This is a genomic window from Streptomyces sp. NPDC003300 (assembly GCF_040610915.1).
In the GTDB taxonomy this organism is placed as follows: domain Bacteria; phylum Actinomycetota; class Actinomycetes; order Streptomycetales; family Streptomycetaceae; genus Actinacidiphila.
Map to the genome: position 1 here is coordinate 1 of NZ_JBEXNE010000038.1, position 13,664 is coordinate 13,664.

At 72.1% G+C, this 13,664-nt stretch carries 11 protein-coding genes; 4 read left to right on the forward strand and 7 right to left on the reverse strand.

Translation table 11 applies throughout. The features are described 5' to 3' along the window. Positions 1–145: 145 nt before the first annotated feature. Positions 146–1,279 (reverse strand): molecular chaperone DnaJ, encoded by a 1,134-nt coding sequence (gene dnaJ, locus ABZX65_RS33515; protein WP_355348854.1) that lies wholly within the window; start codon positions 1,277–1,279, stop codon positions 146–148. Further along, positions 1,280–2,296 carry a heat-inducible transcriptional repressor HrcA gene (gene hrcA, locus ABZX65_RS33520; RefSeq protein ID WP_355348857.1) on the reverse strand — a complete coding sequence of 339 codons (1,017 nt, stop codon included), beginning with the start codon at positions 2,294–2,296 and terminating at the stop codon, positions 1,280–1,282. It abuts the gene before it with no gap. A 263-nt stretch (positions 2,297–2,559) separates the two neighbouring features. Here hrcA and ABZX65_RS33525 point away from each other — a divergent pair, with 263 nt between their 5' ends. Further along, positions 2,560–3,312 (forward strand): MBL fold metallo-hydrolase, encoded by a 753-nt coding sequence (locus tag ABZX65_RS33525; protein ID WP_355348860.1) that lies wholly within the window; start codon positions 2,560–2,562, stop codon positions 3,310–3,312. A 23-nt stretch (positions 3,313–3,335) separates the two neighbouring features. Then, a complete protein-coding gene (locus tag ABZX65_RS33530) occupies positions 3,336–4,160 on the forward strand; it encodes a DUF3097 domain-containing protein (protein WP_355348863.1) in 825 nt (274 codons plus the stop codon). 22 nt (positions 4,161–4,182) lie between these two features. On the opposite strand, the gene hemW is transcribed toward ABZX65_RS33530, so the two are convergent. The 4 genes from hemW to lepA all read right to left on the reverse strand — a co-directional run bounded on the left by hemW (position 4,183) and on the right by lepA (position 11,582). Further along, entirely contained in the window at positions 4,183–5,415 is a 1,233-nt protein-coding gene (gene hemW, locus ABZX65_RS33535) for a radical SAM family heme chaperone HemW (RefSeq protein WP_355348866.1), read from the reverse strand. Between the two features lie 169 nt (positions 5,416–5,584). Beyond that, positions 5,585–7,420: an ATP-binding SpoIIE family protein phosphatase gene (locus ABZX65_RS33540; RefSeq protein ID WP_355348978.1), complete on the reverse strand. Its 1,836-nt coding sequence runs from the start codon at positions 7,418–7,420 to the stop codon at positions 5,585–5,587. A 232-nt stretch (positions 7,421–7,652) separates the two neighbouring features. Continuing rightward, positions 7,653–9,536 carry an AMP-dependent synthetase/ligase gene (locus ABZX65_RS33545; protein ID WP_355348869.1) on the reverse strand — a complete coding sequence of 628 codons (1,884 nt, stop codon included), beginning with the start codon at positions 9,534–9,536 and terminating at the stop codon, positions 7,653–7,655. Positions 9,537–9,710: 174 nt separating this feature from the next. After that, complete coding sequence (gene lepA, locus ABZX65_RS33550; RefSeq protein WP_355348872.1) at positions 9,711–11,582, reverse strand: translation elongation factor 4; 1,872 nt, start codon at positions 11,580–11,582, stop codon at positions 9,711–9,713. 251 nt (positions 11,583–11,833) lie between these two features. Here lepA and rpsT point away from each other — a divergent pair, with 251 nt between their 5' ends. Then, positions 11,834–12,094 carry a 30S ribosomal protein S20 gene (rpsT, locus tag ABZX65_RS33555; protein ID WP_188280821.1) on the forward strand — a complete coding sequence of 87 codons (261 nt, stop codon included), beginning with the start codon at positions 11,834–11,836 and terminating at the stop codon, positions 12,092–12,094. Positions 12,095–12,364: 270 nt separating this feature from the next. Here rpsT and holA read toward each other — a convergent pair whose 3' ends face one another. After that, entirely contained in the window at positions 12,365–13,351 is a 987-nt protein-coding gene (gene holA / locus ABZX65_RS33560) for a DNA polymerase III subunit delta (protein WP_355348876.1), read from the reverse strand. A 60-nt stretch (positions 13,352–13,411) separates the two neighbouring features. Here holA and ABZX65_RS33565 point away from each other — a divergent pair, with 60 nt between their 5' ends. After that, positions 13,412–13,651, forward strand: a complete 240-nt coding sequence (locus ABZX65_RS33565) for a hypothetical protein (protein ID WP_355348879.1) — start codon at positions 13,412–13,414, stop codon at positions 13,649–13,651. Positions 13,652–13,664: the final 13 nt, after the last annotated feature.

Sequence of the window (13,664 nt, forward strand, 5' to 3'; positions counted from 1 at the left end):
GTAAAAACCTACCCCGCCACATTGGGGCCGTTGGTTACCCCCGGTACCCATTCGGCGGGTCCCGGTTTCCCCGCGCCCCTATAATCAACGGCTACCCCCCCCCCCCCCCCCCGCGGGGGGCACCCTCGTGCGGAGCGCGGGCGCGCTACCGCCCGTTGAAGGCGTCCTTGAGACGGGAGAAGAGGCCCTGCTGGCCCGGCGCGAACTGCCCCAGGGGCCGCTCCTCGCCGCGCAGGACGGCGAGCTGCCGCAGCAGATTCTCCTGCTCGGCGTCGAGCTTGCTGGGGGTGAGGACTTCGACGTGCACGACGAGGTCGCCGCGCCCGCCGCCGCGCAGGTGCGTGACACCGCGCTGGTGGAGCGGGATGGACTGGCCGGACTGCGTGCCGGGCCTGATGTCGATCTCCTCCAGGCCGTCCAGCGTCTCCAGCGGGCACTTGGTGCCGAGGGACGCGGCCGTCATCGGGATGGTGACCGTGCAGTGCAGGTCGTCGCCGCGCCGCTGGAAGACCGGGTGCGGGACCTCGCGGATCTCGACGTAGAGGTCACCGGCCGGGCCGCCGCCGGGGCCGACCTCGCCCTCGCCCGCGAGCTGGATACGTGTGCCGTTGTCGACACCCGCGGGGATCTTGACGGTGAGCGTACGGCGGGAGCGGACCCGGCCGTCGCCCGCGCACTCGGGGCAGGGGGTGGGCACGACGGTGCCGAAGCCCTGGCACTGCGGGCAGGGCCTGGACGTCATGACCTGGCCGAGGAAGGACCGGGTGACCTGGGAGACCTCGCCGCGACCGCGGCACATGTCGCAGGTCTGCGCGGCGGTGCCGGGCGCGGCCCCCTCGCCGTTGCAGGTGCCGCAGGTCACGGCGGTGTCGACCTGGATGTCCTTGGTGGTGCCGAACGCGGCCTCGTCCAGCTCGATCTCCAGCCGGATCATCGCGTCCTGGCCGCGCCGGGTGCGCGAGCGCGGCCCGCGCTGCTGCGACTGCCCGAAGAAGGCGTCCATGATGTCGCTGAAGTTGCCGAAGCCCGCGCCGAAGCCGCCCGCGCCGCCTCCGCCACCGGCGGCCAGCGGATCGCCGCCGAGGTCGTAGACCTGCTTCTTCTGCGGATCGGAGAGCACCTCGTAGGCGGCGTTGATCTCCTTGAACCGCTCCTGCGTCTTGGGGTCCGGATTGACGTCCGGGTGCAGCTCACGGGCGAGCCGGCGGAACGCCTTCTTGATCTCGTCCGGGCCTGCGTCGCGGCGCACGCCGAGAACGGCGTAGTAGTCCGTGGCCACTTACGACTCCGCCAGGATCTGTCCGACGTAACGTGCCACTGCGCGTACCGCTCCCATCGTTCCGGGGTAGTCCATGCGGGTCGGTCCGACCACGCCGAGTTTGGCGACTGCCTCGTCGCCCGAACCGTAGCCGACCGCCACCACCGAAGTGGAATTGAGCCCCTCGTGAAAATTCTCATGACCGATCCGTACGGTCATGCCCGAATCCTTGGCCTCGCCGAGCAGTTTGAGGAGCACCATCTGCTCTTCGAGTGCTTCGAGCACCGGCCGGATCGTCAGCGGGAAGTCGTGGTTGAACCGGGTGAGATTCGCCGCGCCGCCGAGCATGATCCGCTCCTCGGTCTCCTCGACGAGCGTTTCGAGGAGCGTGGCGAGCACGGCGGTGACCGCGGGGCGGTCGTCCGGGTCGAAGCCGTCCGGCAGGTCCTGGACCAGCGGGGGCACGTCCGCGAAGCGGCGGCCGACGACCCGGCTGTTGAGCCGGGCGCGCAGGTCGCCGAGCACGGTCTCGCCGATCGGCGCGGAGCAGTCGATGAGCCGCTGTTCGACCCGGCCGGTGTCGGTGATCAGCACGAGCATCACGCGGGCGGGCGCCAGCGGCAGCAGTTCCACGTGCCGGACCGACGAGCGGGTCAGCGACGGGTACTGCACGACGGCGACCTGCCGGGTGAGCTGCGCGAGCAGCCGTACCGTACGGCCCACCACGTCGTCGAGGTCGACCGCGCCGTCCAGGAAGTTCTGGATCGCGCGGCGCTCGGCCGACGACAGCGGTTTGACGCCCGCGAGCTTGTCGACGAAGAGCCGGTAGCCCTTGTCGGTGGGAATGCGGCCAGCGCTGGTGTGCGGCTGGGCGATGTATCCCTCGTCCTCCAGGACCGCCATGTCGTTGCGCACGGTGGCGGGCGAGACGCCCAGCCGGTGCCGTTCGGTGAGCGCCTTGGAGCCGACCGGCTCCTCGGTCCCGACATAGTCCTGGACGATGGCACGCAGCACTTCGAGCCTGCGTTCGCTCAGCATCGCGCACCTCCAGCCGTATGGCCTCGTCCGTCTACCGGTCCTTAAAACCGCCCTGGCCTGGCACTCCTGCGTTTCGAGTGCCAGCCGCCCCGCAGCAAGTGTACGGCGAGGTAGCGAGGGCGAGGCAAGGGCACCGTACGGGTGGGCGAAGTGTGGCGGGATGGGCGGCGGTACGAGGCGACGGAGCGACGGTCGGCGACGGGCGGCAGGGGACGGCGGCGGACGACGGGCGGCGCGGGCGCGGCGGCGATAGCGTCGGTCACGTGAGATCTGCGGAACCGGCGGAGCCGGTGGAGGGCACAGGGTGGGAGCAGCTGGCTCCCGGTGTCGCGCGGCGGCGGCTGCCGCATCTGGATGTGACCATCGGACTGGTGGTCGGCGACGACGGTGTGCTGCTGGTCGACACCGGCTCCACGCTGCGGGAGGGCGCCGAGCTGCGGGCCCAGGTCCAGGCGCTGACCGGCCGGACCGTCACCCATGTCGCGCTCACCCACGGCCATTTCGACCACGTCTTCGGCACGGCGGCCTTCCCCGGCGCCGAGGTGTACGGGCAGACGTCGCTGGCCGCGCTGCTGCGGCGCGAGCGGGAGGCGCTGCGCGAGTCGGCGGTCGCCTTCGGCACCGACCCGGCGGAGGCGGCGCGGGCCGCCGAGGCCCTGGTGCTGCCCGGCCACCCGGTCAGCGGTGAGTACGCCCTGGACCTGGGCCGCGACCGTCCGGTGCTGCTGGTCCACCCCGGCCCCGGCCACACCCGCAATGACCTGGTGGTGGTCGTGCCGGGCGCCACCCCGAGCGATCCCGCCGTGGTCTTCTGCGGCGACCTGGTCGAGGAGTCGGGCGAGCCGCAGGCCGACGACGACGCGGCGCCCGACCGCTGGCCCGGCACCCTGGACGCGCTGCTCGCCCTCGGCGGCGAGACGGCCCGTTACGTGCCCGGCCACGGCGCGGTGGTCGACGCCCGCTTCGTACGGGCCCAGCGCGACGCGCTGGCGGCCCGCTTCGGGTCCGTCGCGTAGCCGCCCTGGTTACGATCTCCCTCATGCGCAGCAGGAGTTACGACGACCCCGACCTCACTCCCCCGTGGAAGCGGAGTACGCCCGCGCCCGAGGTGGCCGCGGAGCGGGATCTGGTGGTCGAGGAGGTCGGCACCGGTTTCTGCGGGGCCGTGGTGCGGGTGGAGAAGACCGCCGAGGGGCTGACGGTCACGCTGGAGGACCGCTTCGGCAAGCACCGCGTCTTCCCGATGGAGCCGCGCGGCTTCCTCATCGACGGCAAGCAGGTCACCCTCGTCCGCCCGCAGGCGCCGGGCCCGCGCGGGCCCCTGCTGTCCGCCTCCGGCTCGATCGCGGTCACCGGCGCGAAGGCGCGGGTGGCGCGCGCCGGACGGATCTACGTCGAGGGCCGGCACGACGCCGAGCTGGTCGAACGCGTCTGGGGGCACGACCTGCGCGTCGAGGGCGTCGTGGTCGAGTACCTGGAGGGGGTGGACGACCTCCCGGCCATCGTCGAGTCCTTCTCGCCGGGGCCCGACGCCCGCCTGGGCGTCCTGGTCGACCACCTGGTGCCGGGCTCCAAGGAGTCCCGTATCGCGGCGGCGGTCACCGGGGCGGACGTCCTGATCGTCGGCCACCCCTATATCGACGTGTGGGAGGCCGTGAAGCCGTCCTCCGTCGGCATCCGTGAGTGGCCGCGCGTCCCGCGCGGCGAGGACTGGAAGACGGGGGTCTGCCGCAGCCTCGGCTGGAACATGACGACGGGTGAGGCGTGGCAGCGAATCCTGGCCTCGGTCCACACCTACAAGGACCTCCAGCCGGAGCTGCTGGGCGCGGTGGAGCACTTGATCGACTTCGTGACGGCGCCGTAGGGAAGCCGCCCCGGGGCGGCTCCTAGTCGACCAGGTCCCTGACGACGGCGTCGGCCAGGAGTCGGCCGCGCAGGGTGAGGACGGCGCGGCCGTCCGCGTAAGGACCGGCCTCCAGGAGGCCGTCCGTTACCGCGCGGGCGGCGGCGCGGGCGCCCTCCTCGGCGAGGAGGTCGAGGGGGCAGCCGTCGGCGAGGCGCAGTTCCAGCAGGACGCGCTCGACGCGGCGGTCCTCCGCGGTGAGGATCTCCCGCCCGGCGCCGGGTGAGCGTCCTTCGCCGAGGGCCTGCGCGTAGGCGCCGGGGTGCTTGACGTTCCACCAGCGCACGCCGCCGACGTGGCTGTGGGCGCCGGGCCCCGCGCCCCACCAGTCGGCGCCGGTCCAGTACAGCTCGTTGTGGGTGCAGCGCCCGGCGGGGGTGGTGGCCCAGTTGGAGACCTCGTACCAGGTGAAGCCCGCGGCGGCCAGCCGCTCGTCCGCGATGAGGTAGCGGTCGGCGTGCACGTCGTCGTCGGTCATGGGCACCTCGCCGCGCCGGATCCGCCGGGCGAGCTGCGTGCCCTCCTCGACGATCAGCGCGTACGCGGACACGTGGTCGGGACCCGCGGCGACGGCCGCGTCCAGGGAGGCGCGCCAGTCGTCGTCGGACTCCCCCGGCGTGCCGTAGATCAGGTCGAGGTTGACGTGCTCGAATCCGGCGGCGCGCGCCTCGGCGACGCATGCCTCGGGCCGCCCCGGGGTATGGGTGCGGTCCAGCACCTTCAGTACGTGCTGCCGCGCGCTCTGCATCCCGAACGACACCCGGTTGAAGCCGCCCGCGCGCAGTTCCGCGAGGTAGCCGGGGTCGACGGACTCCGGGTTGGCCTCCGTGGTGATCTCGGCGCCGTCGGCGAGGCCGAATTCGTCGCGGATCGCGGCCAGGGCGCGGACGAGGTCGGCGGCGGGCAGCAGCGTCGGGGTGCCGCCGCCGACGAAGACCGTCTCGACCGGGCGCGGGTCGTCGCCCAGGACCTTCCTGGCCAGCCGGATCTCGTCGGTGAGCACGTCCGCGTAGTTCTCGCGGGAGGCGAGGGCGCCGCCCGAGCCGCGCAATTCGGTGGCGGTGTAGGTGTTGAAGTCGCAGTAGCCGCAGCGCGTCGCGCAGTACGGCACGTGCAGGTAGAAGCCGAGCGGCCGGTCCGCCGCCCCGTCGAGCGCGTGCGCGGGCAGCGTCCCGTCCGCGGGCACGGGCTCACCATCAGGCAGTACGGAAGGCATCTGTCCAGTATCCGGTACGCGCGAGGTGCCCGAATCCGCACGGTCGCCGGCCTCGCTCGGGTCGCGGCCCCGGTCCCGCTCGGGTCCCGGTCCCGGCCTCGCTCGGGTCCCGGTCCCGTCCCGCTCGGATGCCGGTCCCGGCCCCGCTCGGACGCCGGTCCCGGCGCGCTCACCTCGCCTGGAGGACCAGCAGCGCCAGGTCGTCGGCGGGCGGCGCGTCGTCGTACTCGTGGACCGCGCGCCGGATGCGTTCCGCGACGGCGACGGCGTTGAGCCCCACGCAGCCGCCGAGCGCCGCCGCCAGGCCGTCGTCGTCGTCGAACTGCCGGTGCCCGCGGCGGCGTTCGGTGACGCCGTCGGTGACGCACAGCAGTGTCTCGCCGGGGGTGAGGTCGAAGGACTCGCAGTCGTACCGTGTGTCGTCGCCGATGCCGAGCAGCATCTGCGGGCTCGCGGCCTCGCGTACCCGCCCGTCCGGGGTGAGGACCAGCGGCAGCGGGTGGCCTGCCGAGGCGAGCGTGCAGCGGGCGCCGCGGCCTGTGGCGTACGGCACGATCTCGCCGTAGAGCAGCGACAGGAAGCGGGCCTGGCCGCCCTCCCAGTCGCCGGTCTCGCCGATCAGGGCGGTGGCGGCCTCGTCGGCGAGCGCCTTGTTGAGGCGGTCGAGGACGTCGGGGACGCCGTAGCCCTCGCGGGCCAGCAGCCGCAGGACCGGGCGGGCGATGCCGGTCAGCGAGGCGGCCTCGGGGCCGTTGCCGCAGACGTCGCCGAGGGCGAAGCACCAGCGGCCGTCGCCCGCGGGGAACAGGTCGTAGAAGTCGCCGCCGACCCAGTCGCCGGCCGTGGGCTCGTACACCACGGCGTGGTCGACGCCGGGGATGCGGCCCGCGGCGGGCGGCAGCAGGCCGCGTTGCAGGACGGTGCTGATCATCGCCTGGCGGGCGTACTGCCGCGCGGTGTCCACGGCGAGCGCGACCCGGCGCCCGAAGTCCTCGACCAGGCCGACGACCTCGCCCGGCAGACCGAGCAGGCCGGTGCGGCCGAGCAGCAGCGTGCCGTGCCAGCGCCCGGCGGCGACCAGCGGTACGGCCAGCGCGCCGCCGTGCTCCCACATGTCGTCGGTGGCCGGCCAGGGCCACGGCATGGCGCCGCCGAGGCGGGTGCCGGAGCGCAGGCCCGGCGGGGGCGGGGTTTTCTCCAGTACGGCGCGCAGGCCGTCGATACGGTGCTCCGCGCCGTGCCAGACGCTGGACAGCCGTGGCCGGCCGCCGGTCCCGTAGAGCCAGACCGCGCACCAGTCCGCGAGCCGCGGCACGAGGAGCTGGGTCGCCAGCACGGCCACGTTGTCCTCGTCGAGCTGGCCCGCGAGCAGATCGGACGCCTCGGCGAGGAAGGACAGGGAGCCGCGGTTGATCCAGTCGGAGTCCGCTTTCCGGGCGGAGCCGGAGGGCGCGGGCGCCAGGATCTCGGCGGCCCGCAGGCCGCGCCGGAGCGGCTCCTCGCTCTCGTCTTCGCTCCCGTCAGGCGGGGGCGGGCCGGTGAGGTCGAGGCGGCACCAGACGGTTTTACGGTCGCGGCGGTAGCTGATGCCCCAGGCGTCGGACAGGGCGGCGACGAGTTGCAGGCCGCGACCGCCTTCCCTGTGGTCGCCGGGGTCCGGGCGGTCGTCGCCGCGCAGCACCCGTGCCGGGTACTGGTCGGACACCTCGATCACCAGACCGGGCTCCCGCGACCCGCTGTCCCCGAACGCCTCCGCCGCCGCCTGCGCTCTCGTCTCCAGTCGGCACAGGACGCCCACGGTGGTGCCCGCGTGGATCACCGCGTTGGTCACCAGCTCGCTGACCAGCAGGATCGCGTCGTCCACGACCTGTTCGGTGAACGCGGCGGCCTCCGGCAGGCCCTGGCTCGTCCAGTCGGCGAGCGCGGCCCGCAGGAAGCGCCGGGCGGCGCCCGCCGCGAGCTGATTGCCGGGCAGCGTGGTCCCGGCAGCGGTGCCGGTGCTGATACCGGCGCCGGTACGGGTGCTGGCGGTACGGGTGCCGGTGCCCTCGCGGGGGCGTGGCGGGTCGAGCCTCACAGGCGGCTCCCGAGGATGCGGCGACAACGCACACACCGTGACACACCGAACCCGTCCGAACGCGCCGCGTGACCCCCGGGTCCCCCGAATCGGTCCCCGCCCGGCCAACTCCGGGCGCGGCGCGCCCGCGAGGGGTACCCTGCGCGCCGCTCGCGGGGGCTTACGCCTCGCGCGCTCCGGCGTACATCTCCTCGATCAGCGGGGCGAATTCGCGCTCGACGACCGGGCGCTTGAGCTTCAGGCTCGGGGTGAGGTCGCCGTGCTCGATGTCGAGGTCGCGGGGCAGGACGCGGAATTCGCGGATCTGCTGCCAGCGCTGGAGGTTGTCGTTGACGCGCTGGACGTAGCCGGCGATGAGTTCGCGGACCTCGTCGGTGCCGACGACATCGGCGTACGAGCGGCCTTCGAGGCCGTGCTCCGCGGCCCAGACGAGGATGGTGGGCTCGTCGAGGGCGAGCAGCGCCGTACAGAAATTCCGGCCGCCGCCGACGACCAGGACGTTGCTGACGAAGGGGCACACCGCCTTGAACTGTCCCTCGACCTCGGCGGGCGCGATGTACTTGCCGCCCGAGGTCTTGATCAGGTCCTTCTTGCGGTCGGTGATCTTCAGGAAGCCGTCGGGCGACAGTTCGCCGATGTCGCCGGTGTGGAACCAGCCGTCGGACTCCAGCACCTCGGCGGTCTTCTCGGGCAGCCCGTGGTAGCCCTGCATGATGCCGGGGCCGCGCAGCAGGATCTCGCCGTCCTCGGCGATCCGGACCTCCAGGCCGGGCAGCGCCTTGCCGACGGTGCCGGTGCGGTAGGACTCGCCGGGGTTGACGAAGCTGGCGGCGCTGGACTCGGTGAGGCCGTAGCCCTCAAGGATGTGGATTCCGGCGCCGGAGAAGAAGTAGCCGATCTCGGGGGCGAGCGCGGCCGAGCCGGACACGCAGGCGCGCAGCTTCCCGCCGAACGCCTCGCGGATCTTGGCGTAGACGAGCTTGTCGGCGATCGCGTGCTTGGTGCGCAGGCCGACCGGCACGGTCGGGACGCCGGTCAGCCGCATGCTGTTCTGCGCGGCCTTGGCGTACTCGCGGGCGACCTCGGCCGCCCACAGGAAGATCTTGTACTTGGCGCCCCCGCCCGCCCTGGCCTTGGCGGCGACCCCGTTGTAGACCTTCTCGAAGATCCTCGGCACGGCGGCCATGTAGGTCGGCTGGACGACCGGCAGATTCTCGATGATCTTGTCGACGCGGCCGTCGACGGCGGTGACGTGGCCGACGGTGATGTGCCCGGCGGTCAGCACCTTGCCGAAGACGTGCGCGAGGGGCAGCCACAGGTACTGAACGTCGTTCTCGTCGAGCAGCCCGATCGCCTCGATGGCGCGCGCCATGTACGCCCAGCAGTCCTGCGGCAGCCGGACGCCCTTGGGGCGGCCCGTGGTGCCGGAGGTGTAGATGAGGGTGGCGAGCTGGTCCTTGGTGATGGCGGCGACGGCGTCGGTGACGGCGGCCGGGTGCCGCTCCAGGTAGGCGGCGCCGCGCTTGATCAGCTCGTCGAGCGACAGCACCCAGCCGTCGCCGTCCGTGTCGGCCGCCCCGGCCGCGTCCATGACCACGACATGCGTCAGCTCGGGCAGCTCCGCGCGGCGCTCGCGGGCCTTGGCGAGCTGCGCCGCGTTCTCCGCGATCAGGACGCGGCTGCCGGAGTCGGCGAGGATGAACGCGGTCTCGTCGGCGTTGGTGCTCGGGTAGACGGTGGTGGTGGCCGCGCCCGCGCACAGGATGCCCAGGTCGGCGAGGATCCAGTCGACCGAGGTGTTGGACGAGATCGCCACCCGCTCCTCGGGCCGGATGCCGAGGTCCATCAGGCCGGCGGCGATGGCGTAGACCCGCTCGGCGGCGGCGCCCCAGGTGAGCGCCTGCCAGGTGTCGGGGCCCTGGCCGCTCTCGGACGGGACGGGGAAGCGGTACGCCTCCGCGTCAGGGGTCGCCGTCACGCGCTCCAGAAAGAGCGTCGCCACGGAGGGCGGCCGATTCTCGATCAACGTCTGTGTGTCGGTCACGACAACCTCCGGGCCCGCGCCTGTGTTCTTAACTCACCAGTAACCTACGTCGGATCAGGGTAGAGGGCCGACGCCCGGCGCGTAAGAGGGGAAGGCCCGCCGGTTGCCCCGGATGCCCCGTTCGCCTCATCCCCTGCCGCTTCGGCCCCGGACCCCGCCCCTCACCTGCTTCTTCTACTTCTTCGCCTTCGACTCGCCCTCGGAGTCGGTCGACAGGACGGCGATGAACGCCTCCTGCGGCACCTCCACGTTGCCGACCATCTTCATCCGCTTCTTGCCTTCCTTCTGCTTCTCCAGCAGCTTGCGCTTACGCGAGATGTCACCGCCGTAGCACTTGGCCAGCACGTCCTTGCGGATGGCGCGGACGGTCTCGCGGGCGATCACGCGGGCGCCGATGGCGGCCTGGATCGGCACCTCGAAGTTCTGCCGCGGGATCAGCTCGCGCAGCTTGGCCACCAGCCGGACGCCGTACGCGTACGCCTTGTCCTTGTGGGTGATCGCGGAGAAGGCGTCCACCTTGTCGCCGTGCAGCAGGATGTCGACCTTGACCAGGTCGGCGCTCTGCTCGCCGGTGGGCTCGTAGTCGAGCGAGGCGTAGCCGCGGGTCTTGGACTTCAGGTTGTCGAAGAAGTCGAAGACGATCTCGGCCAGCGGCAGGGTGTAGCGGATCTCGACCCGGTCCTCGGAGAGGTAGTCCATGCCGAGCAGCGAGCCGCGCCGGTTCTGGCACAGCTCCATGATCGCGCCGATGAACTCGGTGGGCGCCAGCACCGTCGCCCTGACCACCGGCTCGTAGACCTCGGCGATCTTGCCCTCGGGGAACTCGCTGGGGTTGGTGACTGTGTGCTCGGTGCGGTCCTCCATGACGACGCGGTAGACCACGTTGGGCGCGGTCGCGATCAGGTCGAGGCCGAATTCGCGCTCCAGGCGCTCGCGGATCACGTCGAGGTGCAGCAGGCCGAGGAAGCCGACGCGGAAGCCGAAGCCGAGGGCGGCGGACGTCTCCGGCTCGTAGACCAGCGCCGCGTCGTTGAGCTGGAGCTTGTCCAGCGCCTCGCGCAGCTCGGGGTAGTCGGAGCCGTCCAGCGGGTAGAGGCCGGAGAACACCATGGGCTTGGGGTCCTTGTAGCCGCCCAGCGCCTCGGTCGCGCCGCGGTTCAAGGTGGTGATGGTGTCACCGACCTTGGACTGCCGTACGTCCTTCACACCCGTGATCAGATAGCCGACCTCGCCGACGCCGAGGCCGTCGTGCGGCTTCATCTCGGGCGACGAGACGCCGATCTCCAGCAGTTCGTGGGTGGCGCCGGTGGACATCATCTTGATCCGCTCACGCTTGGTGAGCTGGCCGTCGATGACACGGACGTAGGTGACCACGCCCCGGTAGGAGTCGTAGACCGAGTCGAAGATCATCGCGCGGGCGGGCGCGTCGGCGACGCCGACCGGCGGCGGCACGTCCTGGACCACCCGGTCGAGCAGCGCGTCCACGCCGACGCCGGTCTTCGCCGAGACCTTGAGCACATCGGAGGGGTCGCAGCCGATGAGGTTGGCCAGCTCCTCGGAGAACTTCTCCGGCTGGGCGGCCGGCAGGTCGATCTTGTTCAGCACGGGAACGATCGTCAGGTCGTTCTCCATCGCCAGGTAGAGGTTGGCGAGGGTCTGCGCCTCGATACCCTGCGCCGCGTCGACCAGCAGGACCGTGCCCTCGCAGGCGGCGAGCGACCGCGAGACCTCGTAGGTGAAGTCGACGTGGCCCGGGGTGTCGATCATGTTCAGGATGTGCGTGCTGCCGGTGCCGTCGCCCGTGGTCGGCGCCCAGGGCAGCCGGACGGCCTGCGACTTGATCGTGATGCCCCGCTCGCGCTCGATGTCCATCCGGTCGAGGTACTGGGCGCGCATCTGGCGTGCGTCGACGACGCCGGTGAGCTGGAGCATCCGGTCGGCGAGGGTGGACTTGCCGTGGTCGATGTGCGCGATGATGCAGAAGTTGCGGATCAACGCCGGGTCGGTACGGCTCGGCTCCGGCACATGGGAAGGGGTCGCGGGCACGCAGGGTCCATTTTCTCGGGTCGGGCGGGCTGGTTGCTCGGGGCGAGCGGGGCTGGCGTAAGGGCTATCGTCCCATGGTTGCGGCACCGGCACCGGTTTGGGCCGTCCTGTGAACGGCTGGTAGCCTGGAGCACTGTGCCTCGTGCCCTCTAACCCGAGGCATCTGCTCGTTTCAGTACCAAGCGGCAAACCCCGAGCAGCACACCCCAAGCAGCAACCCAAGTATCAATCGAACCTGAGAAGGCTCTTTCGTGGCGAACATCAAGTCCCAGATCAAGCGGAACAAGACCAACGAGAAGGCGCGCCTGCGCAACAAGGCCGTCAAGTCCGAGCTGAAGACCGCGATCCGTCGCACCCGCGAGGCCGTGGCCGCCGGTGACGCCGAGAAGGCCACCGAGGCCGCTCGTCTCGCCGCCAAGAAGCTCGACAAGGCCGTCAGCAAGGGCGTCATTCACAAGAACCAGGCCGCCAACAAGAAGTCGGCGCTGGCTCAGTCGGTCTCCGCTCTCTGATCTCCGCTCTTTCGATTCATCGCGGGCAACCGGACCCAGCGGCCCCTCTACCGCCCGGACCCGCACTTCGCACCACCGCGGTCGCGCACGATCTGCGTTCGCCACGCGGGCGCGACCGCACCCAGTGAGAGCACTGACGTGAACCGCCCGTCCGGGAGTCCCGGACGGGCGGTTCTGTTGTACGAGGGCCGCTGTCGGAGGGGTGCTGCCGCTCCACGAGGGTCGCTGTCCGAGGGCCGCTGTCCGAGGGGCGCGCGGTCCGGTCTCCGGTCAGGAGCGGGCGCGGGACGCCTGGGCGATGGTGACGACGGCCTTCTCCAGGGCGTAGGCGGGGTCGGCGCTGCCGCCCTTGACGGCGGCGTCGGCCTCGGCGACGGCCCGCAGGGCGGTCGAGACGCCGTCCGCGGACCAGCCGCGGATCTGCTGCCTGACCCGGTCGATCTTCCACGGCGGCATGCCGAGGTCCCTGGCGAGCTGGCCGGGGTTGGCGCCGCGCGGCGCGGAGGCGAGCTTGCCGATGGCGCGGACGCCGGAGGCCAGCGCGAAGGTGATGCCGGGCAGCGGCTGGCCGACGGACAGCGCCCAGCGCAGCCGCTCCAGCGCCTCCGCGGTACGGCCGGTGACGGCGAGGTCGGCGACCTCGAAGCCGGTGGCCTCGGCGCGGCCGGTGTAGTAGCGGGCGACCACGGCCGCGTCGATGGTGCCTTCGATGTCGGCGACGAGCTGCGCGCAGGCGCTCGCCAGCTCCCGCAGGTCGCTGCCGATCGAGTCGACCAGGGCCTGGGTGGCCTCGGGCGTCGCGGAGCGGCCCAGCGTACGGAACTCGCCGCGCACGAACGCCAGCCGGTCCGCGGGCTTCGTCATCTTCGGGCAGGCCACCTCGCGCGCCCCGGCCTTGCGCGCCGCGTCCAGCAGCGCCTTGCCCTTGGCGCCGCCCGCGTGCAGCAGGACCAGCGTGATCTCCTCGACGGGCGCGGCCAGATACGCCTTGACGTCCTTGACCGTGTCCGCCGACAGGTCCTGCGCGTTGCGCACCACCACGACCTTGCGCTCGGCGAACAGCGACGGGCTGGTCAGCTCCGCCAGCGTGCCCGGCTGGAGCGCCTCGGGGGCCAGATCCCGCACATCGGTGTCCGCGTCGGCCGCGCGGGCCGCCATGACCACCTCGCGCACGGCGCGGTCGAGCAGCAGGTCCTCCTGGCCCACGGCGAGCGTGAGCGGAGCGAGCGGGTCGTCTGAAGCAGTCTTCCTGGCCATCGCCGCCCAGCATCCCACGGGGGTCGGACATCGCCGCACCGCGTCGGGGACACTGGTGCGGTGAGCGACGTACGACATGTGCTGGTGCTGCCCGACCGCGACGCCGCGGAGGAGGTCGCCGAGCTGCTGACCGCGCGCTTCGCCCTGCGCGAGGAGCCGTACCTGGTCCGGGACGCCCTCGCGGGCGAGGACGACGCCGAGGACGCCCAGTGGCTGGTGGTCGTCGAGGACAGCAACGGCGGTCTCGACACGTCGGCGCTGGACGCGCTGGCCGCGCAGTTCGAGGGCTGGCTGGAGTAGTGGGGCGGGGTAC